The sequence below is a fragment of the Tenggerimyces flavus genome (assembly GCF_016907715.1).
GTDB lineage: Bacteria > Actinomycetota > Actinomycetes > Propionibacteriales > Actinopolymorphaceae > Tenggerimyces > Tenggerimyces flavus.
This window is the reverse complement of record NZ_JAFBCM010000001.1, coordinates 3385810-3410114: the sequence shown is the minus strand read 5'-3', so window position 1 is coordinate 3410114 and position 24305 is coordinate 3385810. Positions and strand designations below refer to the sequence as shown.

The 24305-nt window shown below is 67.1% G+C and carries 27 protein-coding genes and 2 pseudogenes; 12 read left to right on the top strand and 17 right to left on the bottom strand.

Annotated features, from left to right (window positions below; genetic code table 11):
• The first annotated feature begins 33 nt into the window (after nucleotides 1-33).
• Nucleotides 34-474: a VOC family protein gene (locus JOD67_RS16060; protein WP_205118401.1), complete on the top strand. Its 441-nt coding sequence runs from the start codon at nucleotides 34-36 to the stop codon at nucleotides 472-474.
• Here the strand turns inward: JOD67_RS16060 and JOD67_RS16055 are convergent.
• The gene (locus tag JOD67_RS16055) at nucleotides 471-1148 is read right to left on the bottom strand and encodes a VOC family protein (RefSeq protein ID WP_205118400.1); all 678 of its coding nucleotides are present in this window, start codon (nucleotides 1146-1148) and stop codon (nucleotides 471-473) included. The genes JOD67_RS16060 and JOD67_RS16055 overlap by 4 nt on opposite strands.
• Nucleotides 1149-1256: 108 nt before the next feature.
• Between JOD67_RS16055 and JOD67_RS16050 the strand changes: the two genes are divergently transcribed.
• Both JOD67_RS16050 and JOD67_RS16045 read left to right on the top strand, forming a co-directional pair.
• A complete protein-coding gene (locus JOD67_RS16050; protein WP_205118399.1) occupies nucleotides 1257-1934 on the top strand; it encodes an ACT domain-containing protein in 678 nt (225 codons plus the stop codon).
• Complete coding sequence (locus JOD67_RS16045) at nucleotides 1934-3109, top strand: phospholipase D-like domain-containing protein (RefSeq protein ID WP_205118398.1); 1176 nt, start codon at nucleotides 1934-1936, stop codon at nucleotides 3107-3109. The genes JOD67_RS16050 and JOD67_RS16045 overlap by 1 nt, the downstream gene beginning before the upstream one ends.
• A 243-nt stretch (nucleotides 3110-3352) precedes the next feature.
• Here JOD67_RS16045 and JOD67_RS16040 read toward each other — a convergent pair.
• Nucleotides 3353-4560 (bottom strand): IS3 family transposase gene (locus tag JOD67_RS16040; RefSeq protein ID WP_372442334.1). Its coding sequence is split into 2 segments (ribosomal slippage): nucleotides 3353-4305 and nucleotides 4305-4560, totalling 1209 coding nucleotides; the frame shifts between segments, so codons are not numbered across the junction.
• A gap of 471 nt (nucleotides 4561-5031) precedes the next feature.
• Here JOD67_RS16040 and JOD67_RS16035 point away from each other — a divergent pair.
• Both JOD67_RS16035 and JOD67_RS16030 read left to right on the top strand, forming a co-directional pair.
• Nucleotides 5032-5388 (top strand): hypothetical protein, encoded by a 357-nt coding sequence (locus tag JOD67_RS16035; protein WP_205118396.1) that lies wholly within the window; start codon nucleotides 5032-5034, stop codon nucleotides 5386-5388.
• Nucleotides 5322-6020, top strand: a complete 699-nt coding sequence (locus JOD67_RS16030; protein ID WP_205118395.1) for a PQQ-binding-like beta-propeller repeat protein — start codon at nucleotides 5322-5324, stop codon at nucleotides 6018-6020. The genes JOD67_RS16035 and JOD67_RS16030 overlap by 67 nt, the downstream gene beginning before the upstream one ends.
• On the opposite strand, the gene JOD67_RS16025 is transcribed toward JOD67_RS16030, so the two are convergent.
• Nucleotides 5941-6285, bottom strand: coding sequence for a hypothetical protein (locus tag JOD67_RS16025; RefSeq protein ID WP_205118394.1), 345 nt, complete (start codon nucleotides 6283-6285; stop codon nucleotides 5941-5943). The two genes, JOD67_RS16030 and JOD67_RS16025, sit on opposite strands and share 80 nt — an antisense overlap.
• A 28-nt stretch (nucleotides 6286-6313) precedes the next feature.
• Nucleotides 6314-7978, bottom strand: a complete 1665-nt coding sequence (locus JOD67_RS16020) for an Hsp70 family protein (protein ID WP_275577076.1) — start codon at nucleotides 7976-7978, stop codon at nucleotides 6314-6316.
• 168 nt (nucleotides 7979-8146) lie between these two features.
• Here JOD67_RS16020 and JOD67_RS16015 point away from each other — a divergent pair, with 168 nt between their 5' ends.
• From JOD67_RS16015 to JOD67_RS16000, 4 genes and pseudogenes are all read left to right on the top strand, one after another.
• Nucleotides 8147-8509 carry a hypothetical protein gene (locus JOD67_RS16015; protein ID WP_239553875.1) on the top strand — a complete coding sequence of 121 codons (363 nt, stop codon included), beginning with the start codon at nucleotides 8147-8149 and terminating at the stop codon, nucleotides 8507-8509.
• A 59-nt stretch (nucleotides 8510-8568) separates the two neighbouring features.
• Nucleotides 8569-8976: pseudogene (locus tag JOD67_RS16010) on the top strand (MerR family transcriptional regulator); the annotation flags it as partial.
• A gap of 42 nt (nucleotides 8977-9018) precedes the next feature.
• Nucleotides 9019-9352: pseudogene (locus tag JOD67_RS16005) on the top strand (YnfA family protein).
• A complete protein-coding gene (locus JOD67_RS16000) occupies nucleotides 9352-9735 on the top strand; it encodes an ester cyclase (protein WP_205118392.1) in 384 nt (127 codons plus the stop codon). The pseudogene JOD67_RS16005 and the gene JOD67_RS16000 overlap by 1 nt, the downstream one beginning before the upstream one ends.
• On the opposite strand, the gene JOD67_RS15995 is transcribed toward JOD67_RS16000, so the two are convergent.
• Nucleotides 9710-10315: a TetR/AcrR family transcriptional regulator gene (locus JOD67_RS15995; RefSeq protein ID WP_307782424.1), complete on the bottom strand. Its 606-nt coding sequence runs from the start codon at nucleotides 10313-10315 to the stop codon at nucleotides 9710-9712. The two genes, JOD67_RS16000 and JOD67_RS15995, sit on opposite strands and share 26 nt — an antisense overlap.
• Nucleotides 10316-10416: 101 nt before the next feature.
• On the opposite strand from JOD67_RS15995, the gene JOD67_RS41920 reads away from it, so the two are divergent.
• Nucleotides 10417-11544, top strand: a complete 1128-nt coding sequence (locus JOD67_RS41920) for a cytochrome P450 (RefSeq protein ID WP_307782423.1) — start codon at nucleotides 10417-10419, stop codon at nucleotides 11542-11544.
• 23 nt (nucleotides 11545-11567) lie between these two features.
• Here JOD67_RS41920 and JOD67_RS15985 read toward each other — a convergent pair whose 3' ends face one another.
• The 3 genes from JOD67_RS15985 to JOD67_RS41915 form a co-directional block, all read right to left on the bottom strand.
• Nucleotides 11568-12278, bottom strand: coding sequence for a class I SAM-dependent methyltransferase (locus JOD67_RS15985; RefSeq protein WP_205118389.1), 711 nt, complete (start codon nucleotides 12276-12278; stop codon nucleotides 11568-11570).
• Between the two features lie 496 nt (nucleotides 12279-12774).
• Nucleotides 12775-13452, bottom strand: coding sequence for a cation diffusion facilitator family transporter (locus JOD67_RS15980; protein WP_307782422.1), 678 nt, complete (start codon nucleotides 13450-13452; stop codon nucleotides 12775-12777).
• A gap of 76 nt (nucleotides 13453-13528) precedes the next feature.
• Nucleotides 13529-13729 (bottom strand): helix-turn-helix domain-containing protein, encoded by a 201-nt coding sequence (locus tag JOD67_RS41915; RefSeq protein ID WP_307782421.1) that lies wholly within the window; start codon nucleotides 13727-13729, stop codon nucleotides 13529-13531.
• A 210-nt stretch (nucleotides 13730-13939) separates the two neighbouring features.
• On the opposite strand from JOD67_RS41915, the gene JOD67_RS15970 reads away from it, so the two are divergent.
• Nucleotides 13940-14290: an MmcQ/YjbR family DNA-binding protein gene (locus tag JOD67_RS15970; RefSeq protein WP_307782420.1), complete on the top strand. Its 351-nt coding sequence runs from the start codon at nucleotides 13940-13942 to the stop codon at nucleotides 14288-14290.
• Nucleotides 14291-14450: 160 nt separating this feature from the next.
• On the opposite strand, the gene JOD67_RS15965 is transcribed toward JOD67_RS15970, so the two are convergent.
• A complete protein-coding gene (locus JOD67_RS15965; protein ID WP_307782419.1) occupies nucleotides 14451-16280 on the bottom strand; it encodes a transketolase in 1830 nt (609 codons plus the stop codon).
• A gap of 331 nt (nucleotides 16281-16611) precedes the next feature.
• Here JOD67_RS15965 and JOD67_RS15960 point away from each other — a divergent pair, with 331 nt between their 5' ends.
• Entirely contained in the window at nucleotides 16612-17328 is a 717-nt protein-coding gene (locus JOD67_RS15960) for a sigma-70 family RNA polymerase sigma factor (RefSeq protein ID WP_239553873.1), read from the top strand.
• A gap of 54 nt (nucleotides 17329-17382) precedes the next feature.
• Here JOD67_RS15960 and JOD67_RS15955 read toward each other — a convergent pair whose 3' ends face one another.
• From JOD67_RS15955 to JOD67_RS41210, 8 genes are all read right to left on the bottom strand, one after another.
• Nucleotides 17383-17736: an STAS domain-containing protein gene (locus tag JOD67_RS15955; protein ID WP_205118386.1), complete on the bottom strand. Its 354-nt coding sequence runs from the start codon at nucleotides 17734-17736 to the stop codon at nucleotides 17383-17385.
• 1756 nt (nucleotides 17737-19492) lie between these two features.
• Nucleotides 19493-20284 carry an Rv2686c family ABC transporter permease subunit gene (locus tag JOD67_RS15950; protein WP_205118385.1) on the bottom strand — a complete coding sequence of 264 codons (792 nt, stop codon included), beginning with the start codon at nucleotides 20282-20284 and terminating at the stop codon, nucleotides 19493-19495.
• A complete protein-coding gene (locus JOD67_RS15945) occupies nucleotides 20281-21057 on the bottom strand; it encodes a fluoroquinolone export ABC transporter permease subunit (protein WP_205118384.1) in 777 nt (258 codons plus the stop codon). The genes JOD67_RS15950 and JOD67_RS15945 overlap by 4 nt, the downstream gene beginning before the upstream one ends.
• Nucleotides 21054-21938: an ABC transporter ATP-binding protein gene (locus JOD67_RS15940; RefSeq protein ID WP_205118383.1), complete on the bottom strand. Its 885-nt coding sequence runs from the start codon at nucleotides 21936-21938 to the stop codon at nucleotides 21054-21056. Before JOD67_RS15940 ends, JOD67_RS15945 begins: the two co-directional genes overlap by 4 nt.
• The gene (locus JOD67_RS15935) at nucleotides 21935-22456 is read right to left on the bottom strand and encodes a GbsR/MarR family transcriptional regulator (RefSeq protein WP_205118382.1); all 522 of its coding nucleotides are present in this window, start codon (nucleotides 22454-22456) and stop codon (nucleotides 21935-21937) included. The genes JOD67_RS15940 and JOD67_RS15935 overlap by 4 nt, the downstream gene beginning before the upstream one ends.
• A 76-nt stretch (nucleotides 22457-22532) precedes the next feature.
• Entirely contained in the window at nucleotides 22533-23390 is an 858-nt protein-coding gene (locus tag JOD67_RS15930) for an alpha/beta fold hydrolase (protein ID WP_205118381.1), read from the bottom strand.
• 8 nt (nucleotides 23391-23398) lie between these two features.
• Nucleotides 23399-24106 (bottom strand): DUF998 domain-containing protein, encoded by a 708-nt coding sequence (locus tag JOD67_RS15925; protein WP_239553872.1) that lies wholly within the window; start codon nucleotides 24104-24106, stop codon nucleotides 23399-23401.
• Nucleotides 24103-24234 carry a hypothetical protein gene (locus JOD67_RS41210; protein ID WP_275577075.1) on the bottom strand — a complete coding sequence of 44 codons (132 nt, stop codon included), beginning with the start codon at nucleotides 24232-24234 and terminating at the stop codon, nucleotides 24103-24105. Before JOD67_RS41210 ends, JOD67_RS15925 begins: the two co-directional genes overlap by 4 nt.
• Nucleotides 24235-24305 lie beyond the last annotated feature (71 nt).

Genomic DNA, 24305 nt, shown 5'->3' with positions numbered 1-24305 from the left:
GGGCAGAGACCACCCCGACGAAGGAGAACCACCGTGACTGTCAAGCGCCTGGACAACGTCGCCATCGTCTACGCCGACCTCGACGCCGCCATCGCGTTCTATCTCGAGCTCGGCCTGGAGCTGGAGGGCCGGATGACGGTCGAGGGCGACTGGTCCGACCGCATCGTCGGGATCCAGGGCCAGCTCTACGACGTCGCGATGATGAAGACGCCGGACGGGCACGGGAAGCTCGAGCTGATGAGCTACCGGAGGCCGGCGATGATCACCCGCGAGCCGACGAACCCGCCGGCGAACACGCTGGGCATGGGCCGGGTGATGTTCGCCGTCGACGACCTCGAGGACACCATCGCCCGGTTGAAGCCGCACGGCGCGGAGCTGGTCGGCGAGGTGGTGCGGTACGAGGACCTCTTCCTGCTCTGCTACCTCCGAGGCCCCGAGGGGATCCTCCTCGGGCTGGCGCAGGAACTCTCCTAGTCCCGCCCCTGCCACGTACAGATACAGGCCTCGTTGCCGTCCGCGTCGGCGAGGATCCAGAACGCGGGAGCCTTGCTGTCGCTCAGCAGCCGGCCGCCCGCCGCGAGCGCCGCCTCGATGCGGGCGGCAGCCTGGTCGTGCGGAACGGTGACGTCGAAGTGGATCCGGTTGCGCTGCGGCCGGGGCTCGTCCAGCTGCTGGAACCACACCGCCGGGCCTTGGCCGAGCGGATCCACCAGGCCGTTCGGCGGCTCCTCCCCCGGCCCGTCGACGTACCCGAGCACCGCCTTCCAGAACGGGCGGATCAGCTCCCGGTCCATCGTGTCGATGCCGAGCTCCAGCGTCTGCATCGAGCGAGGCGACACCAGGTCGGGCCGCGCGACGAGCCCGAGCGCCGTGAACGAGGCGGACAGCCGCTGAGCGAGCTCGACCTCCGCCGTTCCCGCCTTCCAGTCGTCCGGCGCGCTCACCGTCAGCAGCAGGACGGTCGAGCGCAGATCCAGCCGCAGCCGCCGCTCCCCCGGCATGCCCGCAGCGTCGAGCAGCGAACGCGCGACCTCCATACCAGCGGCCAGGTCGGCCACCGGGACGGCCGTCTGCAGCCCGTACAACATCAACCGCCACGAGGGTCCCGCGGCCGCCGAAACGGCACCTCGAGTGAGCATCTCGTTCATGATCGGCAGCCTACGAGCCGCCTCCGACATCGGCTCGACACGGGGTGAGACAAATCTGACTTCCTGGGCGGGCAGACGTGGAACGGGTCCACGCGCGACAATCACGGGGTGTACTTGCTCCGCATCGTCCTTCCTGACCAGCCCGGCGCCCTCGGAACTGTCGCGTCGGCCTTAGGCAAGGCGGGTGGCGACATCGTCGCCGTCGATGTGATCGAGCGACAATCCGACGGCACGGCCGTCGACGACTTCGTGGTCGAGCTGCCGATCGGTGGCCGGGCGGACATGCTGGTCTCGGCCTGCCAGTCCGTCGAGGGCGTACGCGTCGTCTGGCTCTCCCGCTTCGGCGCCGGCGGCGACCTGCGGCGCGACCTCGAGGCGGTCGAGGCGATGACGGACACGCCGGCGAACGCGCAGAAGCTGCTCGTCGACCTCGCGCCCGCCGTGTTCCGCGCGGACTGGGCGATGCTCGTACGCCAGCCCGCCGGGACGGACAACGCCGAGGTTCCGTTCGCGACCCGCAACGCGCCGGACCTGCCCGAGTCGCAGGCGCCGTGGCTGCCGTTGAAGAAGCCGATCCGGCTGTCGGTCCCGGAGAGCTGGGAGGACTACGGCTGGCGCAACGTCGCCGCGGCCGCCGTCCCCGTCGGCGGCCGCGAGCAGTCGCTGGTCGTCGGCCGCTCGGGTGGTCCGGAGATCCTGGACTCCGAGCTCGCCCGCCTCGCCCACCTGGCCGCGTTGGCGGAGACCATCCAGCGCGCGGTGACCTCGGGCAACGACGACGACTGATGTTCGTCGCCTCCGGCTCGTACCCGGTCCGCGAGGGCAACCTCGTCCGACCACTGGTCGACGGCATCCCCGCGTTCGGTCGGATCTGCGCGGCGGTCGACGCCGCCGAGCACCGCGTCTGGGTGACCGTGTGCTTCCTGTGGGACAGCTTCCGGCTGCCCGACGGCCGCACGTTCCACGAACTCCTCGGCAGCGCGGTCGACCGCGGCGTGGACGTCCGCGTACTCGCCTGGCTCCCCGGTGACTCGACCGAGAACGTCCTCGAACCAGCAGCGGCGCGGGTCCCGACCAGGTGGGACCGTGCGCACCCGGGCATGGCCCAGCACCAGAAGAGCTGGCTGGTCGACGACGCCGGCTTCGTCGGCGGCATGAACCTCAACCCGCACACGGTGGTGAGCCCGGACCACCGCGGCCAGGACCAGTACCACGACGTGTACGTCGAGATCACCGGTCCGGCGACGTACGACATCGCGCACAACTTCGTGCAGCGCTGGAACGGGGCCACCGAGCACGAACCCGGCGACCTCCAGTTGCCCGACGCCGTCCCCAGCCCGGCGGGCACGATCCCCGTCCAGATCCAGCGCACGCTTCCACCCGAGCGCTCGATCTTCGACCAGTACGTTCGGGCCTTCGCGGACGCCAGACGGTCGATCTATCTGGAGAACCAGTTCCTCGAGGACCCGGAGATCGTCGGCTGCCTCGAAGCGGCCCTCGCCCGCGGCGTCGAGGTCGTGGCCGTCCTCCCCGGCGAGCCACCTCGGACGCGACACGGCCCGGACTTCCTGGACCGACGGGGAGCACTCGGCGACCACCCGAACTTCCACCTCGCCGGCCTTGCGGGCGTCGGAGCCGACGGTCAGCGCAAGCACGTCTACGTGCACTCGAAGGTGATGCTCGTCGACGACGCGTGGGCGACGATCGGGTCGGCGAACTTCCACGCCGGCGGGATGTACGGCAGCGCGGAAATGAACGCCTCGTTCCACGATCCCGAGACCGTCCGCGCCCTGCGCCACCAACTCTTCGCGGAGCACCTCGGTGAAAGCATGAAGAACGACGTCAACGCGCTCCGGCTGTTCGGCCAACGGGCGCAGGAGAATCGGCGCCGCTGGGACACCGGCGACCACGACTGGCAGGGCCTCGCGTTCGCCCTCGACCCACGCACCTACGGCCGCTGACGACGTTTGAATGAAGGGTCCCTTCATTCAAACGGCCGGCCCATGCGCTAGGTGCCCTCGACGCCGCCGTGATCATGAACGTGATCATGAAGGCGAACTGGTCGTATACGACGGGTTGGGCTTCATGATCACGTTCATGATCACGGGTGGGTGGCGCGGCTGGTGCGGCGGGTGCGGGTTGGGTTCTTGGCGAAGCTCTTCTGGGCTGCCCCGCGCTTTCCGGACCGCTTCGTTTGCGGGCGTTTATGCTGCGAGCTGCTGATTCAGGTACTCGTTGCGGGCTTGCTGGGGAGTCCGGTAGCCGATTCCTGAGTGGATTCTTCGGCGATTGTAGAACAGTTCGATGTAGGTCGCAATGTCGTCACGGGCCTTCTTGCGTGTTGGATAGGCGGTGCGATAGACACGCTCGACCTTCAGCGTGGAATTGAACGATTCGGCAAGTGCGTTGTCGTAACAAGTCCCGGTCCGTCCCATCGAGGCGCGCATCGCGAGATCCTCGATCCTGGCCGCGAACTCACCAGAGGTGTATTGCGTTCCGCGGTCAGAGTGGAAAATGCAATCTTCCGCGAGATCGTGATTTCGCGCCGCCATGCCGAGCGCGTCGGCGACAAGTTGAGCGCGCATGTGGTCGGCCATAGCATAACCAACGACTTCTTTGTTGAAACAATCGATCACAGTCGCCAGATAGAGCCACCCTTCCCAGGTATGAATGTAGGTAATATCGCCCACGAGCTTCGTTCCCGGTGCCGCGGCGGTGAAGTCGCGGCGGACCAAGTCCGGGACGGCCGGGTCGACATCGCCGGGGATCGTGGTAACCCTGTACGGACGCGGCTGGCAGGGCATCAAGCCCAGCTCACGCATCAGGGCGCGGACCAGCTCCTCACCGACCTGCTCGCCGGCGCCGACCAGCTCGACGTGGATACGCCGGTATCCGTACGTGCCGTCGGACTCGTCGAACAACGCCCGAATCTTGACCTTCAGATCCTCGCGTCGTCGGACGGTCGCACTCATCGGCCGACACCGCCATTCATAGAACCCCGATGTCGACACGCCAAGCCAGCCGCACATCTTCCGAACACTAGGGACATTTCGTGGAGCATCAGCCGAATCGTGGTCGGCGACCATGGCAGCACACTCATCGACGACCTCGTACCTGCTGGTCACCGTTGCTCCTTCGCGAAGTATGCCGCCGCTCGTTTTAGGAAGTTGTTCTCCATCTCCAGCTCGCGAACTTTCCGCTCGAGTTCCCGTAGTCGCGCCCGCTCAGACAACTCCAACGGCGACTCCTCGCCGACGTGCGTTTCGCGGTAGGCCTTCACCCAATTGCCCAAAGTGGTCTCACCGACCCCAATTTCACGCGCGACATCGGCAATTCGGCGGCCGCTCTCGACCACCAGCCGAGCCGCCTCCTCGCGAAACTCCGGCGTGAACGTGCCCTTCCTTCTCGCCACCACCAATTCTCCTTTCCAGACGGGACCGTATGCGGTCCGCAGTCCGGAAAGTGGGAGGCACGCCACTTCTGGGTCTGGTGCTGTGTTGGTGCGGTGTGCTTTGAGATCTCTCCGGGGGTTGGTGCTGGCCGTGGGCTGTTGCGGCGGTCGATTTTGGTGGCCGGTCCGGGGCGCGTCAAGGGCGGTTTGTGCGGCGCTTCGCGCAGATTGGCAAACGACGTCGCTTCGCGATCTTCGACCCTTGACTCGCCCCGGCCCGGCCACCTGTTTTTCACGCGCCGCCCCTGCCCCCGGGAACGGGTGCCCGGGGGAGGTTCCTTGTTGCTGGGGTTTGTTGCCGTGCTGGGGTTTCTTGTTGGCCCCCGGCTTCTTGTGGCTCAGATGAAGCCGGGCCTTCCGTTCCCCGCTGTTTTGAATGAAGGGCACCTTCATTCAAAACAGCCCGGCCCATCCACCATGTCCCATCAAACTGTGGGGTTCTGGTCGCGACACGCCGGCGTGTCGCGACCAGAACCCCACACTTTCGCGAAGCCGGCGGCGGGGCAGGACTGGTCGCGGCAGGGTGGGAGCGAGCTCGGATCCTCAGCCTCCGTTGACGATCCGGGCGCGTCGCTCGACCTCCGGTGGGCGGCGAACACCGGCGAGCAGCTGCATCTGAACGGCGCCGCGATCGTGGACGGGAAGGTGTACGTCGCGTCGCAGGCGTTCGACTCCCCGTACAGCATGGTCTTGTCGTACGACCTGGCGACGGGACGCGAGCTGTGGCGGACGTACCTCGACGGGACGCGGAGTCGTACCCGACCGTGCACAACGGCCGCGTCTACCTGACGACGGCGAACGGGCGGGTCTACGCGCTCGCGACGCGGAACGGTCGGGTGCAGCGGGAGACGATCCACGCCGAGGAGCCGCAGCCGAACGGGACCGTACGGCGGTACGGGCGCGCGGGCGGGCCGGTGAGCGTCTTCTCGGTGGCCGGTGAGAACCGTGCGGTGGCGGTCTACCAGGAGTGGGACGGCGTGGTCTGCCGGGACGCAGCGACGGGGCTCGGCTGCCGGGTGGATTCGCGGCGCCGAACGGGTGGGGGTGAGTACCACGGCACGGCCGTTCGTACGCCTGGCTCGAACACGGTGTGGCTGCACGGCGGGTCGAGCCTGTCGCTGCTCGCGATGGATCTGCTGACCTGCGAGCAGGTGTCGTCGGTCGACACGGGTGGGGACATCTACAGCCAGTCGTCGCCGGCGTTCAGCCCGGACGGGTCGCGGTTGGTGACGGCGACCTGGACGGGCGTGCGCGCGCACGACCCCGCGGCGGGTGGGGCGGTGCGGTGGCAGCGGCCGGCGGCGGGCTGGAACGGGACGTGCGAGCCCGGGCCGCCGCCGGTCACGAGCCCGGCGGTGTACGGGTCGGTGGCGTACGTCGCCTCGATCGACGGCGTGGTGCGTCTGGTTCGCTTGCGGTGAGCTCGCGGATCTCCGCGAGAGCGTCGGCGGTGTAGAGGTGTTGGCGGTCGAGGGCGAGACGTACGTGCTTGGGGCAGAAGTACTTGGTGGGGTCGTGGCCAGTGAATTGCTGCAGAGGTGGGATGTAGGGGCGGTTCCGCTCGAACTCTTCCTCTTCTGGTGACTTCTGGAACCAGACAGCGGTGAGGTGCTTGCGGAAGTCCTCGCCGGATGGGATGTCGTCGAGGCCGAAGCCGCAGACGTAGCAGCGTGGGGGTTGGGCCATGATGGATCCTCCGTTCTGCTGCGGCTCATCAGGAAATGTCGACGCGGCGGACGCGGGCGCTTGCCTTCTGAACTTCGTCGGCGCTGAGGTTGGCGACGTTGTCGACGCGGAACTTTGCTGCGAGCTTGTCGGTTCTCATGTCGACAACTTCGGCGTGGATGGTCTGGTTGGCGTCGTAGGCGTAGGTACAGCGGAAGGCGGAGTGTTTCGGGTACCCCGGCGGGACTGGCACGGAGGCCTCCCCGACGATGCGGACGTAGGCGAGGTCGTGGTCATCGCCTTGGGTGACCTGCCAGCGGATGGAGCTCTGGTAGTCCTCGACCGTGTAGTACATGCCGCTCGAGGTCGCGGGTATAGGTGTGTTCGCTGGGATGATCACGCTGTTCTTCTGAGGCCATTCGTCGGCGAGGATCTCTGCTGACGTTCGGCGGCCCTCGGTGTCCCGTACCACGACGCCGAGGCCATGTGAGGTGACATCGCGCACGGTCGGGTTGGATCCGTTGGGAAGGAGCGCAGGGAGCTGCGGTTGATTTCCGCTGAAAGCTCGCTGCATCATGCCGCCTCGGCCAGCGTCGTCCACGTCGATGAGGTGTGCCTGCACAGCAGCGCCGAGAGCCACGACCTCGTGGGGATTCTGGCTGGCGTCGACCTGACACCCAGACGCTGACTCGATCATCGCACGCACCATGGGCATTCTCGTTGATCCGCCGGCGAGCAGGATCCTGGACACCTGGCCCCACGTCAGCCCGGCGTCGGCGAGAACGATCTCGAGGATGTCGCGGGTTCGCGACAGCAGCGGCGCGGTCGCCTCTTCGAATTCTGACCGAGTCACATCCACCGTCGCGGTTCGATCACTTCCCGACAGTGTGACCCTCGTCTGTTGAGCGCTCGTGAGCGTTCGCTTGGCGAGCTCGGTGCGCTCGCGAAGCTGCTGTGCGGGGAACGGGCTGTCCTCGCGGAAGGAGACTTGGTGCTGCTCGCGCAGGTGTTCGTCGATCAGCTCCATCAGCGCGTTGTCGAAGTCGTATCCGCCGAGGTTGCGGTCGCCGTGTGTGGCGAGCACTCGGAACTGGCCGTCCTGAAGCTGCATCGCCGTCACGTCGAACGTGCCTCCGCCCAGGTCGTAGACCACGACGATGGATGCTTCGCTGGTGTCAGCGGAGAGTCCGTATGCAAGGGCGGCAGCGGTCGGTTCGTTCAGCACCCGGCGGACGTTGAGTCCTGCGATCCTCCCGGCGTCAATCGTGGCTTGCCTGGCGCCGTCGTCGAAGTATGCGGGCACAGTGATCACGGCGTCGCGAACGGTCGAGCCCAGGGCCGCTCCCGCATCTTCGGCTAGTCTACGCAGGATGAGGGCTGAGATCTCCTCCGCTCGCCAGGACACGTTCCGCTTGGCAGGTGGACGGAAGCGCCAGTCGGGGTCGCCCATCGAGCGCTTGACGAACTGACAAACCCGCTGGGGTGCCATTACCGCTGAGCGAGCGGCCATCGTTCCAACCAGAGCGTTGCCGTCGTCGCCGAAGAAAACGACCGACGGAGTGACGTTCTCACCATCGCGGTTCGGCAGGATCTCGGGTACGCCGGACGCGTTGACCTTCGCGACGGCCGAGAACGTTGTTCCCAAGTCGATGCCGATCGCCCCCGTTGTGGCGCTTCTTGCAAACCCTGCGAATGAGCGGGCCGCACTTGCCATCGAGTCCCCTCTCGTCCGTCGGTGGTGTCCTTATCGGACGGTATGTCCGTGCCAAGAGACGAGATAGCCCTGTCAGGGACGGCTTCGAGACGTCCCTGACAGGGTCGACTTGTTCCAACCGGTTCGAAGGTTGCATCTCGTACCTAGGTACGGGTTTATCGTCGAGGCATGACATCTTCGATACACGATGGTCTGGCCGCCGAGGGCACTTTGGCTTGGGTAGATACGGCTTCGCCCACGTTGCCGACTGCGGAACAGCCGATTCGGGTTGCCGAGTTCAATGACCTGTTCGCCACGGCGGTGCGGGCGGTGGATCGGGTGGACTCGACGACGCTGCGGTTGACCTTCGACGCGTTGGCGGAGGAACGAGCCCCCGACCTGGCGGCGCGGGAGACGAACTGCTGCTCGTTCTTTAACTTCGACTTCATGCCGGCCGACCACGACCGGGTCACGATGCAGGTAGCGGTGCCGAACGCGTACGTCGCTGTGCTGGACGGGCTCGCCGCCCGGGCCGCGGCGGGCGCCGCGTGACCGCGCCTGCTGACAAGGTACGAACGTACGAGGGCTTGCGGTCGTGACAGGTCGCGGCCGCGGCTGGGATGAACTTGGAGACCCTGCGCTACTACGAGCGCCGCGGCCTGTTGGAGCAACCTCGCCGCAGCCTCGGAGGCCATCGCCTCTACTCACCTGAGGCGGTCACCGTGCTGCGGGTGATCAAGGCCGCGCAGCGGTTGGGGTTCACCCTCGACGAGGTGATCGACCTCCTCCATGCGGCTCAGATCCGCCACAGCCCGGGCGACGGCGACGGTCTCCAGGAGCGTGCCGCGGCCAAGCTCGTCGACGTCGAGGCAAGGATCGCCGATCTTACGACCATCGCCGATACCCTGCGGGCGGCCATCGCCGCCGGTTGCGACGACCTGACCACCTGCGCGGGCGAACCGGACTGCCCCATCCCGTTCGCCACGATCGCCCACCCCGACGGCGCGGTACAGAGCTGATGATCCGACACCACCTCCCGACCGGCCGCTAGGTTCGCGTTCATGGCCATCGCGAAGTCGATCATGCTGTTCGTCCTCGCGGCTCGCCGAGATCGGTGGCACGTGGCTGATCTGGCAGGGCTGGCGCGAACACCGCGGCCTGTGGTGGATCGCCACCGGCGTGATCGCCCTCGGCGCGTACGGCTTCGTCGCCACGTTCCAGCCCGACCCGAACTTCGGCCGCATCCTCGCCGCGTACGGCGGCATCTTCGTCGCCGGCTCACTCGCCTGGGGCGTCGTCGTCGACAAGTTCCGCTCCGACCGCTACGACCTGATCGGCGCCGCGAACTGCCTGGTCGGCGTCGCCGTGATCATGTACGCACCTCGGAGCAGCTGATGCCCACACGTGAGGCCAACAAGGCCGTAGTCCGCCGCCTCGTCGACGAGGTTCTGAATGGCGGCGACCTCGACGTGATCGACGAGCTCTACGCCCCCGGGGTGGCCGACGAGGCGCGGGCGTGGATCGGGCCGTTCCGCAGCTCGTTCCCCGACGTGTACATGGAGACCGTCGATCTCATCGCCGAGGGCGACCAGGTCGTCGGCAGGTTCCGTTGCTCAGCTACCCACACCGGCGACTGGCTCGGCCACGCACCGACGGGCCGACGGTTCGATGACGTCGACGAGGTCAACATCTACCGCGTCCATGGCGGCCGCATAGTCGATACGTGGAACCTGGAAGACAACCTGTCCCGCCTCACCCAGCTCGGTCTTCCCCTGTAGGTCGACCGGGTGTGGCTCGGGGTCCTTGGGTGACTCCGCCGACAGCGTGTTTGATCATGGCAGCTGCGTGTTCGGGCTCGGGTTGGCCGGTGTCGAGCCAGGCCAGGACTGCCTCGATGGCAACCACAGGGGCAAGGTGGGCGGCCCATCGTGCCCACGCTTCGTCGTCGATCGTATCGGCGAGCTGGAGGTGGGCGACGTCGGTCATGCCGGCCCGGAAGCGTTGCATCTCGTCGTGGAACTCGGGCTCGTTGACGGCGTGACGGAACAGCAGGCGGAAGCCGTCGGGATCGGCCGCCGCGGCGGCGAGTAGCCCGTCGATGCTGTCGCCGGTGAACCTGCCAGGCCCGCCCTGGACAGTCGCGGCAAGCCGTTCACAAGCACGGTCGAGCACACCGCGGTAGAGGTCGGTCTTCGATTCGAAGTGTCGGTAGAGGATCGTGCGGCTCACACCGGCAGCGGCTACGACGTCGTCCAGGTTGGTGGCGGCGAAGCCCTCGGCGGCGAAGACCTCGGCGGCGACCTGCAGGATCTGGTCGCGCCGCGCTGCTCGCTTCATCCGGGTGGTGGGTTCTGCCACACGCACCTCCCAGCATCCCCTTCGCGACCTTGTTGACACCAGAGTGTACAAAACATATGTTGACTTTGCTATGTACATCTAGTGTCAACTTAGGAGGAGTCGTGGAGACTGGAGTGCGACGCGTTGCGACGTACGTGGGCGATCCCGCGTGGGAGGTACGCGGGTACGACTTGGTGCGGGAGATGCTCTCCGATCCGCGGCTGGGCCGGACTCATCCGCGCCCCGAGACGGCGTCCCGCCTGTCCGACTCGGTGATCTTCGGACGACCTCAGCCCGCGACGCCCACCGAGCACGAGGACCACGTGAAGATGCGACGCGTCCTGGGCCGGTCGTTCTCCGCTCGCCGGCTGGCGGCGCTGCGGCCGCGGGTCCAGACCATCGTCGACGACCAGCTCGAGCAGCTGTTGCGCCGCGAGCCGCCGACCGACTTCCACGCGGCGGTCTCGTTTCCCCTGCCGGCGTTGGTGATCTGCGAACTGCTCGGGGTGCCGTACGACGACCGCGACGACTTCAAGGGATGGTCCGAAGACGCCGCCCACATGAGTGACGAGCAGCGGTCGATGACGGGCCTGGCCAACCTGTGGCAGTACATGCACCAACTGCTGCAGGACAAGCAGCGCGCACCCGCCGAGGACGTCCTGTCCGACCTGGCGACGGAGTACCCGATCGACGAGGCCGCCAAGCTCGCCGCCGGCCTGCTGTTCGCCGGACACGAGACCACTGTCACGACGATCGACAAAGGCATGGTCCTGCTGCTCAGCGATCCCGCGCAGCGGTCTGCGCTGGAACGCGAACCCGCACAGGTCGCCAGCTTCGTCGAGGAGATCCTCCGCTCCCCGTTCCCCGTACGCCCCGACATCCCCCAAGGCACCGGCGGACTGCCCCGCTACGCCAAGGAAGACCTCCCCGACATCCCCACCGCCGAAGGCGCCAGCATCCGCGCAGGCGACCTACTGCTCCTGGACCTCCAAGGCGCCAACCTCGACCCAGGACCCTTCGCCGAACCGGACTCCTTCGACCCGACCCGCTCGCCCAACCCCCACGTGACGTTCGGGCACGGCCCGTACTTCTGCATCGGTGCCCCGCTCGCCCGGATCGAGCTGCAAGCCCTATTCGGCACCGTGTTCGGCCGCGTCCCCACCCTCGCCCTCGACGTCCCCGTCGAGGAGCTGCAGCCCCGAAGCCACCTCCTCACCGGCGGCCTGGCCGCACTTCCCGTCCGCTGGTGACCCGACAGGTCGCGGTCCGGCGATCAAGCGGAACGGGTCTGGGTGATGCGCCACAGTCGGCGCGGCAAGTCGCCTTCGACGAACTCGTGCTGCTCGACCACCGTCCAGCCGGTCGCCAGGTCGTTGACGAGGGCTTGGTCGAAGAAGTGGACCGCGAATCCGCCGTGTTCGTAGATGTCGTCGCCGCGGGCGATTCCCGCCCCGTAGTGGGCGTCGCCGGTGTGCCGGACCGTGTAGACGAACACGCCGCCCGGTCGCAGGACGCGCCAGACCTCTGCGACGAGAGCGCGGATCTGGGCCGTGCTCAACGCCATGCACAGCAGCATGTGGGCGAAGACGGCATCGACCGCTTCGGCGGCAAAGGGCAGCGGATCCCGGGCATCATGCACAGCCACGGCCACCCGTTCGGTGAGACCCTCCGCCTCCGCGGCCTTGGCCAGCTGGCCAAGGCCCGTTGGGCTGAAGTCGGTCGCGTGCACGGTGAAGCCTGATCGCGCGAAGTAGAGCGCGTCGCGTCCGTGACCGGCACCGAGCTCCAGCACCGACCGGGCTCCAGCGGCTCGGAAGACATCGGCGGCCGCGGCCGCCGGCGCGGAAGGCTCCGCCCCGTACATGTGCGGGTGGTCGCGGTAGGTGGTTTGCCAATGCCGCCGCTGCGCCTCCCCCAGTTCGTCCCTCGAGACAGGCAACGAGACCTCGGCGTCGGGCTGCTGGTCAGCTGGCAAGGGCGTCATCGATCGTCTTGGTGAAGTCCTCGACGGTGCGTGGCTCGAGCTTCTCGCCGTTGACGACTACGACGGAGTGCCCTGCAGGTTCAGAGACTCCCCTTCACCCATGTCCTTCTTCACCCGTTCCAGGATCTCCGCGGAGATGTAGTCCTTCTCCCATCGTGACATGCCCGGGCCGAGGTCTCCCTGCCGGGCGGCCGCTTCGACCGCGCGGGCGGCCCGCTCGCCGTTGACGTGACGTTGCCGTCGGCGGCTGGCGGGCCGAGCTTGTAACTGTCGGAGCGGACGTACGAGGCGGCCGTGGCCTTGTCGCCACCTCCGATGGCGTCGCCCTCGGAGGTCGGCTGCTTGTCGGCGCGGTTGGCCACGCTGATGGCGATGATCCCTCCGACGACGGCGGCGAACGCGATGATCACCGCGACTGAGACCGAGACGTTCAGCCTTGTTCTTGTGGGCCTGTTCCTGCGACACCACCGGGTCGTCCTCCACGTCGGTCTCGGGTCTAGTCGCAACAGTCGCAGCCGGGCTCGCAGCCGCAGGCGTCGCCGCCGGTTCCTCGCACGAGGTCTTCGGTGGAGACGGTGACGGGGAGATCGCAGCAGGTGTCGCCTCGCCAAGCCTCGATGCCCTCCTTGACCGCGACGCCGGCGATGACCAGGGCGGCCAGCGGGTCGGCCCAGCTCCAGCCGAACAGGCTGTTCAGCCCGAGCCCGACCAGCAGCACCGCGGACAGGTACGTGCACAGAAGCGTCTGTTTGGAGTCGGCCACCGCGCTGGCGGATCCGAGCTGCCGCCCGGCGCGACGTTGGGCGTAGGAGAGTCCGGGCATGACCGCCAGCGACAGCGCCGCCAGCACCAGGCCCACCGTGGAGTGCTCGGCCTCGCCGCCAGTGAGCAGGGACCGGATCGACTCGAAGGTCACGTACGCGGCGAGCGCGAAGAACGAGACCGCGATGATCCTCAACGCCCGTTGCTCGCGGGCCTCCCGTACGGCGTGGTCACGGGCGGAGAACTGCCACGCCACCGCAGCCGCGGACGACACCTCGACCACCGAGTCCAACCCGAACCCGATCAGCGCGGTCGACGACGCGATCGTGCCCGCGCTGATGGCCACCACGGCCTCGACCACGTTGTAGGAGATCGTCGCGGCGACCAACCACCGCACCCGCCGCGCCAGCACCGATCGCCGCTCCAGCGTGGTGGCGACGGGCAGCTGCTTCGTCGAGACTCGTTCGGACCAGATCTCACCGCAGCCATCAGCAGCACCCCTCGTCCTCGGCGGTGGGACACGCCGTCGGATCGATCGCCAGCACCAGTCCGAGCAGGTCCTCCAGGGCGTGGGCGAGCCTCGGCTCGGCGAGCTCGTAACGAACGCGGCGCCCTTCGGGCACGGCGACGACCAGCCCACAGCCGCGCAGGCACGCCCGATGGTTGGACAGGTTCGTCCTCGAGAACACCGAGAACCTCCGACAGGTCCGCTGGATAGCCTGGCGCTTCGCGGAGCGCCAACAGGATCCGCGTCCGGGTGGAGTCGGAGAGGGCATGCCCGAAGCGGGCCAGCACCTCGGCGTGCGGGATGACCTGAAGCACGCCGAGGACGGTACACAAACACTGAACTCACAGAAGGCTGAACTATCGATGGTCGACCCCAACGGTCCGTTAGCTCGATGGTGACCTGGGCTGAGGTCGGCGCTGTCGCCTTGAGCATGCCCGAGGTGACCGAAGGCCATGCGCACGAAGGCTCGCCGGCGTACCACGTGGCCGGGCGGCAGTTCGTCCGGCTGCGTTGGGAAGGTGACCGCGAGATCCTCCAGTTCTGGGCGCCCGATCCCGGTGCGCGCGAGGCCCTCGTGCGCACCGAACCTGACAAGTTCTCGATCAGCAGAGCGTTCCCAGCCGCGGTCTTCGCCTGGCTCGATCAGCTGTCCATGGCGGAGGTCACCGAGGTTGTCGCGGATTCCTGGACCGCCAAGGCGCCAAACGCCTACCCAAACCCGCGGTGCCAACGTAGCCCGTGATCAGGCTGCGTGCATTTAGGCTTACCGTTCGTGTCGACTACGGAGATGCGGGATCCCGCAGCGTGCTCGGCCGGGCCGACAGGCGGCAGCCCACGGCGAGACCGGCCGTTCTCCGAACAAGTACAGGAGAACGACCGGGCGTAGACCGTGGACCTTTGAGTCATGTAGTTCGAGCGATGACATGGGCCGTACGGACAATCGCCTCTGCGTCGATACCGGCTACGTGCAGGAGTTCATCCGGCGTACCGGATCCGGGCATCTCGCGGACGGCGAGCTTGTGCAGGGGAGCGCGTTCGGCGGCGTCGGCGAGCGATTCCAGTACCGCGTCGCCGAGCCCTCCTTCGAGCCAGTGGTCTTCGACAGTGATGATGGCGCCGCACTCGCGCGCGGCCGTGCGGATCGTCTCGCCGTCGATGGGCTTGATCGAGTACGCGTCTACGACGCGAGCTTCGATGCCTTCCGCGGCCAGGGTCTCCGCCGCGTTGACCGCTTGGTCGACTGTGATTCCGCACGCGACAATGGCAACCGCGTCGCCGTTCCGGACCACCCGTGAGCCGCCGATCGTCACCCGCTCATCGGGAGGCGTGCGGACCGTCGTCTTGCCTCGCAGGGTGCGCAGGTACGAGATGCCCTCGCGGTCGGCCATCGCCGCGATGAGCTGCGCGGTCTGGTTGGCGTCGGACGGGTGCAAGACAGCCGACCCATGGATGGCGCGGAACGAGGCAATGTCCTCCAACGCCATCTGCGACGGCCCATCCTCTCCGATCGAAACGCCGGCGTGCGACCCACACAGCCGCAGGTTCGCGCGCGAGATCGCCGCCATCCGGATGAAGTCGTATGCCCGGGAGAAGAACGCGGCGAACGTCGAGGCAAACGGCGCCCAGCCCCGCACTTGCATCCCGACCGCGGCGGACACCAACTGCTGTTCGGCGATGAACATCTCGAAGTAGCGCTCCGGGTGGGCCTCGCGGAATAGCTCCGAGTACGTGGAGTTCGATACCTCGCCATCGAGGGCCAGGATGTCGCCGCGCATTCTGCCGAGGGCGGTCACCGCCTCGCCGTACGCTTCGCGCGTCGCGATCTGGTCGCCCACGCTCCAAGACGGCAGCTGCCCGCCCGGGGCGTCGAAGACATGCGGCTTGCCCGCCTTAGGTACTGCGAGCCGAACCTGGAGATCGCGTTCGCCGCCTAGCTCCTCGATCGCTGAGCTGGGATCGTCGAGTGGCTTGCCGTGCTTGCCAGGCAGATCTTCAACCGCACGGACACCCTTGCCCTTCTTCGTCTTGGCGATGATCACGGTAGGTCGGCCGATGACGGCGATGGCCTCGTGGTACGCGGCCTCGATCGCGTCGACGTCGTGGCCATCGATCGCCATCGCGTGCCAGCCGAACGACTCGGCGCGCGCCTGGTAACGATCGAGATCCCAGCCCAGCATCGTTTCGCGTGTCTGGCCGAGCCGGTTGACATCGATGATTGCCGTTAGGTTGTCCAATCCGTTGTAAGCGGCGTGCTCGAACGCCTCCCACATCGACCCTTCGGCCATCTCCGAGTCGCCACATAGACACCACACCCGGTACGGAAGCCGGTCCAGTCGGCGGCCGGCGAGCGCGACGCCGACCGCGATCGGCAGACCTTGGCCGAGCGAGCCGGTGGCCACATCGGTCGGCGGAATTCGCGGCGTCGGATGTCCCTCGAGACGGCTACCTAGCTTGCGGAACGTGAGCAGCTCGGCGTCGTCGATGACTCCGGCCGCCTTCAACACCGAGTAATACAACGGCGATGCGTGGCCCTTGGAGAAGATCAGGTGGTCGTTCGCCGGGTCGCGCAGGTCGGAAACGTTCCATCGCAGATATCCACCGTCGATCAGCACCGCCATCAGGTCGGCGGCTGACATCGAGGATGTCGGATGCCCCGAACCGGCCGCATCGGAAGCGCGGACAGAGTCGACCCGGAGCTGCTGACCCAGCTCACGGAAACGTTCGGTAGTCACACGTGCATCATCCCTTGCGAGTCCCACAGCATTGCAACCGCACCAGAACGAACTCAACGCGATCAGGGCCTTCCAGTCCTGCTAGCGGACTACGTGGCCGACATGGTCCCGGTCTTCCAGGAGGTGTTTCGTTCGGGGATCAGGGTTGGCCCGCTCGCCGGCGCATGCAGTGTGTGGCGGTGCTTCGCTTCTTGCCGGGAAGGGGAGGCAGGCCGTCTAGACTTGGCCCGGACGAGGTGTTGATAGTCTGATTTGTCATGGTTGCGGCCCCCAGACCCAGGGCGCGCGGCAGGAACACATCATGCCGTCGTAGAAGGGCCTTGTATTGGCGATGGACCGCTTCGCGAAGCCTCGGCGGGGTCGTGAAGGTCGTCACCGCACCCGAGCGGCCGACGCCAGCAACCTGACCGGCAGCATGACCGGGGCCAAGACCGCGCTTGAGGCTGGGCGTCAGGCGGGATCCGCCGATTCGCCGTCTGGTGCGCAAGCGGTGGAAGGCCTGGCGCGGGTGAGTCTGGAGCAGCTGCTGGTTCGGGCCGGGGAGGGCGATGATGCGGCGTTCTCGGCGCTTTACGACGCGTTAGCTCCTCGCGTCTACGGGTTGGCTCGGGTGATCGTTGGTGACATAGGCCATGCGGAGGACGTGGCCCAAGAGGTGTTCGTGCAGCTATGGCGGACCGCGCCTCGGTTCGACCCAGCCAAGGGTGCCGCGGCGACCTGGACGATGACGATCGCGCATCGCCGCGCCGTTGACCGGCTTCGGGCAGAACGCAACCGTCGCGCGATGGAACGTGTCGCCGCGGCGGCCGAAGGAGCCGCCTCTTTGGCCGACCCGATCGCCGACCGCCTCAGCCAGCTGGTCGACAGGGACCTGATCCTGCGGTGCTTGGATGAGCTGACCGATCTGCAACGTGAAGCGATCGTCGACGCCTACTTCCGTGGCTACACCTACCCCGAAGTCGCCGGGAGGCTCGGCGCGACCTTGTCCGCCGTCAAGACCCGCATCCGCGACGGCCTCCGCAACCTCCGCACCTGCATCTCGGCGTGACCTCGGCGTAGTCGGTAACGGCCAGTGTCCGAGCCGAGCTGGGCTTGTCGAGGATCAGCGGGTACTGGCTGGCCCTGCGAGAGCTTCGGTGATGGTGGGCGCAACCGTAAGTGCCCGGTCGAGTGCGGTGATGGCGAGAAGCCTCGCCGCGATCGGGGTCGGGTTGGCAAGTGCGAATGTGCAGTCCGCCAGCGCGGCTCGGCCGGCGGCACCGACCAGCGCCCCGAGACAGACGGAGTCCAGGAACGACACGCGGGATAGGTCGATCACGAGCGCGGTGGGACGGTCGGCTAGGACAGCTAGGAGGACGTCTCGTAGCGCGGGGGTGGTCGCCGCGTCGATCTCGCCGTGAGGCGTCACTACAACCGCGGATCCGATGCGGTCGACCGATACAACAGACTGCTCCATGAGACTCCCCTTGACCCCACACGCACGCCGGCAGAGGCCTGGGGCAGCTTGAACCAACTCCGGATTCCTGGACGCTGTTGCCAACGATACGCCTGTTCATATCAAGCGATCCTGCCTCGACCGCGATCGATTCCGGGCTTGCTGATCGACTTCGAGGCGACAGTCTTGCTGGTTGTTTGCGCTTCGATGAAGCCGATTCGTGGTATACGGGGAATGGTGGGTGCTCCCAACGCCCACTGGGTGGCCCTGGTTACCGACTCCCTTCTGTGACCTGGGACACCACCGAACCGGGCGGCACCCCCTGAGCGCCGTCTCAGCCGCCCGGTTCACCCCACCGCAGTGACGACAACGGCCTGGTCGCCGGTCCGGGTTTCAGCCTGTTGAGGACGACGATGTGGTGGCTCGGGCTTCGCTGTCTTCTCCCGGCAAGTACGTCGCGGACCCCAGGCACCACTCCGTTCTCCTGCGACGACACCAGGTGAATCGTCTAAATCGATAGGCATTCGTGCTTCGGTCTGCTAGCCAAGACGGATCCAGTGAATGGATCGCAGCACGACGCCGGATCTAGCGCCGAAGCCAATGCCGAGGCTGAGCGGCGAAGACGAGCGCTAGTGGAGCGCGCTCGGGAGGAGTACGCGGCCAGCTGTCGAAAGCGTGGTAGGCCGCGGAGGTCGCCCGTTATGCCTGCTCGCTCTGGACTGATGCGGTCCTGGCCGAGGCACGGCAACTAGACGATCTTCACCTGGACGCAGGTCGACCGCTTGCTCGAGGTGGCCAAGCTGCTTGAGCATGGCCAGCTAGCCCGACACTGCATGAGTGGACGGCGCGCCTGTGGTGGGAGTGCCTGGGATTGGGGGAACGCTCCGCGGCGGAGTCCGGACGGCGACGAGAGCGAACGGACGCCTCTGGTGGGAGAGTCCATCGGCGTCCGTTCGGGAACAACTAGTGACGTATGAAGAACGTCGCAGCCGTGCGGCGGGTTAGTCCGCCCACTCGACTGGTTGCCTTGCCTAAGGGCTCTCGGCCAGCTGGGCTGGTTGGGGTCGAAATACCGCATTGATCCCGAACTAGGGCAAGATGCCAAGGTTGATGTGTTCGATGTATCCGTCTCGGTAGGTGCGTTTGCACCAGAATCCTAGTGGCCAGCTTTGCCAGCCTTGCTCCGTGTCGGTCCAGGTTGGTTCGTTGGTGGATTCGCCGTTGGAGCAGGTGTTGACAGCTTGGCCGTAGAGACCTCGGTAGAGCACGGCACCGGTTAGGGATAGCGCGAGGAGCACGACCAACATGGCGATCAGCCACCGGCGAACCAGTCGACGTTTCGGTTTTACTGGTGTGGGGGTTGTCGCAGCCACTGTCACCTCACTCGTCTTGGGCGGGGCGCAAGACACGAGCGCCTGGAGGCCGCCACCTCAGTAATCTCCCCAGTAGCCGGGCATCAGAATGGGCTTCCTAAAGATCCTGGTCTTGTCGGCGAAAATGCACCAGGTGCTGTAGCACCATGACGGGGTCCGGTGTCCTCGCTGCCCAATCAGCCAGCCGGCGGCGAGGGCTCATGATGGGCGCTTCTTCCTGGAGCCGTTCGAGGCAGGCTTGGATCGGGTGCCGCGCGAGGCGGCAACGGCCCGTCGGCCACTTCAGTCGGATGCTCAAGTGGAGGACAGTGAACCGGTATAGCCGTTTAGGCTATTTCGTCGGCATTGCTACGCGCAGGGCAGGCGTCCGTCCTCAGGCAGGCGCGCTGAGGGCTGGCCTCCGATCATCCCTGTGCGGTTCGGGCGAGCCGGCGCAGGAGCAGGTAGCCGACGAGACCGCAGTAGGCGATGCCGCCGACGATGTACGGCCAGTAAGTCTGGTGGTCGGCGGCGAGCCAGAACGCTTTGGCCGGCCAGTAGGTGGGGAGCAGGCCGAAGAGGAGTTGCGCGGGGTGGTCGAGCCACCATGGGACGAGCGGGAGTCCGAACAGGGCGATGCCGGTCGCGCGCATGACGGCGAGGCCTTCGACCTTGTTGTTCGCGACGGCGGGCATGAGCAGGCCGACGACCGCGGCGCCGAGTCCGCAGACGAACGCGATCGGTATCGACGCGAGGACGAGCTCCGCGGGGAGGAGTCGGGTCAACGCGAGCGCGGCGGTGATCGACACGGTGGTGACGGCGGTGATCATCGCGGCTCGGTACAGCGGGTAGGTGAGCGGCGGGATCGGCGCGACCCGAAGTGCCGCGAGGGTGTGTTGGTCTTTGTCGTCGAGCAGCATGAGCCCGCACAGCGCGCCGAGCACGGCGACGGGGCCGATGACGACGAAGCCGCTCACGATCAGGATGTGGTACGGCGTCAGGTCGAAGGCGTACTGGCGGTCCAGGAAGGTCGTCAGGGGTGGGAGGAACCACATCGCCGCCGCGTAGAGGAACGGTCCGAGAGCGACGCCGATCATGATCGAGTCGCGTCGCACGCTGCGCAGGTCGTTGCGGCCGAAGCCGGCGAGCGCGGTCATGACACTCGTCCTGACACTGGCGTTACCGCTCGTGGTGCTGGTGTTGGGGATGGTGCTCATGCGCTGCCTTCCTTGGCCACGACGTACCGGTCGAAGACTCGGCGGGCGAGCAGCACGAGTCCGGCGATCCAGGCCAGCGGGTACGCCACGGCATAAACGACCTGCCACGCAGAGAGCGCGACCTGGTCGAACGCGGATCCGAGGAGCAGCAGGCTCCCCTGCGTCGGGAGCAGGTAGAACACGGGATGGTCGATCAGCCCGCTGTACGACAGCAGCGGAACGTTCATGGCCGCGATCACCATCGTGGACGGAATCATCCAGTCGGTCATCGACGGGAACGGCGCCGCGGTGATCAGCCCGCACAGCAAGAACAACAACGTGGCCAAGACCACGGCGACGACCACCGTGACGGCCTTCACTGTTACCACACCCAGACTGTCTCCGGGGCTGGCGAGCGCGTGCACTGCGAGCACGACGGCAGCGACCAGGCTGAGCAGGCCGGGCGTTGCGAGCTTGCCGGTGAGGTAGTGCCGGAACCGCACCGGCGTGGATAGCAACGCGAACAGGGTGCGTTCGCCCTTCTCGAAGAACACCGCCCCAGCGATGAAGAAGAACCCGATGATGACCGAGTCGCCGAAGATGACGTACGGCATGGCCACCTGCCGCAGGCCTTCGGGGATGAGCAGCACGACGACTTCCCACAGCACCAGGGAGAACCCGGCCGCGTAGTAGAACCCGTACCTCCACTGCAACCGCAGATCGAGCTGGACAACCTTCCACAGTGGACGTGCGACGCCCGTTGTGGCCGTTGCTGGGTTTGTTGCCGGGGTCATTGGAGGGTCCGTCCAGTGATGTCGATGAACACGTCCTCGAGGCTGGCTTCCTGGCTGTGCATGGCCTCGACCCGCCCGGACCGCACCAGCGTGGTGAACGCGTCGTCGTCGGCGAGGGCGTCCATGGCGAAGTCCTTGTGCTGCAGGTCCGCGAACGCCGGGGTGCGGTAAGTGACCCGCACCGTCCGGTGGCTGCGACGGACCTTGTGCTCGGCCGGGGAGTCGAGGGCGGCGATCTGTCCGTCGACCACGAACGCGACCCGGTCGCAGAGCTGGTCCGCGGTCGTCATGTCATGCGTGGTCAGGAACACCGTTCGCCCGTCGGCGCGCAGCTCGCGGATGATGTCCTTGACGATGCGGGCGTTCACCGGGTCCATCCCGGACGTCGGCTCGTCCAGGAACAGCAGCCGCGGCTTGTGCAGCAGCGCACGGATGAAGACCAGCCGCATCTGCATGCCCTTGGAGTACTTCGCCACCCGAAGGTGGGCGTGCTCGGCCAGCCCGACGCGCTCCAGCAGCCGCATCGGATCTTCCTTCTCCCCCGGATACAGCCCCGGATACAGCGACGCGAAGAACTCCAGGTTCTCAAGACCGGTCAGCTTCAGGTAGTGGTTGGGCAGCTCGAACGAGACCCCGATCCGCTGGTAGTAGGCCGACTTCCACTCCGCCGGCGACTTCCCCCACACCGACACGTCGCCACCGTGGCCGCCGAGCAAGCCGATCAGGATCTTCTGCGTCGTCGACTTCCCGGCCCCACTCGGACCGAGGAACCCGAACACCTCGCCCTCGTCGACCGCGAAGCTCATCCCTCGCACGGCCGGCTGCGCCGACTTCGGGTAGGTGAAGGTGAGATCATCGACCGCAACGACCGTGCTGCTCATGCTCCGGACTCCTTCGAACTGGACCGTTTTCTCTTGTCCTGCTTCTTCTCCCGTTGCCGCCAACGGGCTTCGATCTGCGTGTACTCCGTCTCGAGGAACGCGTACATGTCCCGCATCTCCTCGAGTCGGAGCGAACGCGCGGCCTGACCCTCGCTGGGCGCGTCCCCGGAGTTGTCGCTGAGCATCGCCAACCCGCGGTCGGCGAGCTTGCGCCACTCCGCGGCGACCTTCGCCTTCTCCTCCGCCTCCCGGAGCCAGAACCCGGGTCGGAGCCGGTAGTACGTGCGCCGCGATCCGGGCGGCGCGTACCGTTCGACGGTGCCGGCCTGCACCAGCATCCGCACCGCCATGCTGACCGAACCGCTGCTCACTCGAAGCGCGGTCGCCAGTTCCTCCGCCGACTGGTGAGCCGGCTCGCACACCAACAACCAGCCGAGGATCCGCCCAGGCATCCGCGGCAGGCCGAGGTTGGCGAAGAACAGCCCGATCTCCTCGACGTACCCGTCCAACTCGCTCACCGGATCAGCGAACCTCGTCCGGTCAAGACTTTCAATAATCTCTGAAAAGATCTCACGAGCCGGACAAGGCTGCACGTCAGGTGACGTCGGCGATGAGGGACAGGACCTGGTCGAGCTGGGCGGGTGTGGTCAGGTGGCCTGCGTGGGGGAGAACGTGAAGCTCGGTGTTCATGGTGCGGCGTACTGTCGGAGCGAGTCGGTGGGGTGGGAGGAAGCGGTCGTGTTCTCCGACGGCGACGACGCATGGCTGCTCGGCTCTGCCGGCCAGAATCTCGGTAGGTAGGGGTGGCGGAGCGAGGGTTGTGCGGCAGTGGCTGGCCATCAGGGTCATCCACTCGACCTCGGTCTCGGGTGGTTCGTCCCCGGGGGCGACGAACAGCCGAAGCATGCGACGGGTGCGGGCGGGTGTCGGGCGCAGCAGCCAGCCGGCCGAGGCGAGGGCCAGCCTGGGGTCGACGCTGAGGCGGATGAATCCGGCCGGGGAGATGAGTACCCGGGCAGCGATGCGGGCGGAGTCGGCGGCGAGGACGACAGCGGCGCCGAGGGAGTTTCCGACCAACACGACCTGGTCGGCGTCGATCGCCGCCAGGACCTCGTTGACCACCCCGCCGTACCAGGCAAGACGATCCCGGCCATGCCGGAGCGGGCGGTGGGCGTTGCTGAGTCCGGGTTGGCCGGGCAGGTCGACAACGGTGGTAGCCCAGCACGTCGATAGCGCCTGCAGCCACGGCAGCGCGACCGCGGCGTTGAACGCGGTCCCGGGCACCAGGACGACCCGCGGCGGCCCGGTGCCGCCCGCGGTGGTGAGTGTCACGTGGCCGGCGCTTGTGTCGACCGTGGCGGTGGTGAGCGGAAAGCTCGCCCTGGCCAGCGCGTCGGTGCACCACTGCCGCACGACACTTTCACCAGCTGAGTTCTTGTAGACCGATCGCATCGCGGCCCTCACCTTCGCGACCAGGCTGGCTGGTCGGCCGGGGTGTGGCGGTACAGGTGCAGGGACGCCGCGACTGTCCAGGCGAAGCCGATGAGCAGGGCCGCCTGCTCGAGCGCGCCGGCGGGCGCGGGGCTGAGGGTTCCTTCGAGGTCGAGGCGGAAGGCGGTGCCGGCGGCGATGGCGAGGACGAGGACGAGGATGCCGCAGGTGCGGGACCAATGTCTCCAGCGGCGGTCCGGACCACTGCTCCCACTGGGGTCTGTGAGTTCGTCGAGGCGACGTGCCAGCACGAGCGGTGTAGCGGCGAGGCCGGCGAACAAGAGCAGGCCGGCGAGGCCGTGGATGCGTCCGGCTGTGGTGACGATGGTTGGTTCGCCGGGCGGGTAGCCGAGTGCAGGGTCGGTGGGCACGATGCCGGCGACGATCAGGGCGAGGCCGGACACGGCAAGAAGCACCGGTGCCCAGATGGCGCCGCGACCTGTACCTCGCCCTCTCCGTAGCGCGGCGCGGACGCCGGTGGCGAAGCCGAGGAAGAGGACGCCGCCGAGGACGAAGTTGGCGGTTTGGAGCCAGCCGCGGTCGTCGGTGCCGAGTTGGCTCGCGCCGTGGTGCCACGGGCTGAAGCCGGGGCGGGTGGCGCCGTCGAGCAGAAGCACCACGGGCACGAGAACACCACCGATCGCCCCCGCTAGGAGGAGAGAGCGCGGCGAGCTCATGACGCGTCCGTCGAGGTCCGCAGCGCTGAGACGCCGCGATGTTCGGCCACCCGGGCCCAGAACGGTCGGTCAGCGACGAACGGCTGGATGTCGCCGCGGGTATCGAGGGTGAGAATCAGAACCTTCATCGTTGTCCGTTCCAGGACTGTCGACAGATGGGAACTCGGGGGAGATTCGCCAACACGGGTTGGGCTTTCAC

What these genes read in the sequence shown, in the direction of transcription:
- JOD67_RS41210 (WP_275577075.1), bottom strand. Translation starts at nt 24,234, where the DNA reads ATGAAGGTTCTGATTCTCACCCTCGATACCCGCGGCGACATCCAGCCG.
- JOD67_RS16020 (WP_275577076.1), bottom strand. Translation starts at nt 7,978, where the DNA reads ATGGCAAGTGCGGCCCGCTCATTCGCAGGGTTTGCAAGAAGCGCCACA.
- JOD67_RS16000 (WP_205118392.1), top strand. Translation starts at nt 9,352, where the DNA reads ATGCCCACACGTGAGGCCAACAAGGCCGTAGTCCGCCGCCTCGTCGAC.
- JOD67_RS15945 (WP_205118384.1), bottom strand. Translation starts at nt 21,057, where the DNA reads ATGACCCCGGCAACAAACCCAGCAACGGCCACAACGGGCGTCGCACGT.
- JOD67_RS15940 (WP_205118383.1), bottom strand. Translation starts at nt 21,938, where the DNA reads ATGAGCAGCACGGTCGTTGCGGTCGATGATCTCACCTTCACCTACCCG.
- JOD67_RS15930 (WP_205118381.1), bottom strand. Translation starts at nt 23,390, where the DNA reads ATGCGATCGGTCTACAAGAACTCAGCTGGTGAAAGTGTCGTGCGGCAG.
- JOD67_RS16055 (WP_205118400.1), bottom strand. Translation starts at nt 1,148, where the DNA reads ATGAACGAGATGCTCACTCGAGGTGCCGTTTCGGCGGCCGCGGGACCC.
- JOD67_RS15970 (WP_307782420.1), top strand. Translation starts at nt 13,940, where the DNA reads ATGGTGACCTGGGCTGAGGTCGGCGCTGTCGCCTTGAGCATGCCCGAG.
- JOD67_RS16015 (WP_239553875.1), top strand. Translation starts at nt 8,147, where the DNA reads ATGACATCTTCGATACACGATGGTCTGGCCGCCGAGGGCACTTTGGCT.
- JOD67_RS16045 (WP_205118398.1), top strand. Translation starts at nt 1,934, where the DNA reads ATGTTCGTCGCCTCCGGCTCGTACCCGGTCCGCGAGGGCAACCTCGTC.
- JOD67_RS15950 (WP_205118385.1), bottom strand. Translation starts at nt 20,284, where the DNA reads ATGAGCACCATCCCCAACACCAGCACCACGAGCGGTAACGCCAGTGTC.
- JOD67_RS15925 (WP_239553872.1), bottom strand. Translation starts at nt 24,106, where the DNA reads ATGAGCTCGCCGCGCTCTCTCCTCCTAGCGGGGGCGATCGGTGGTGTT.
- JOD67_RS16025 (WP_205118394.1), bottom strand. Translation starts at nt 6,285, where the DNA reads ATGGCCCAACCCCCACGCTGCTACGTCTGCGGCTTCGGCCTCGACGAC.
- JOD67_RS15955 (WP_205118386.1), bottom strand. Translation starts at nt 17,736, where the DNA reads ATGGAGCAGTCTGTTGTATCGGTCGACCGCATCGGATCCGCGGTTGTA.
- JOD67_RS15960 (WP_239553873.1), top strand. Translation starts at nt 16,612, where the DNA reads ATGGACCGCTTCGCGAAGCCTCGGCGGGGTCGTGAAGGTCGTCACCGC.
- JOD67_RS15985 (WP_205118389.1), bottom strand. Translation starts at nt 12,278, where the DNA reads ATGACGCCCTTGCCAGCTGACCAGCAGCCCGACGCCGAGGTCTCGTTG.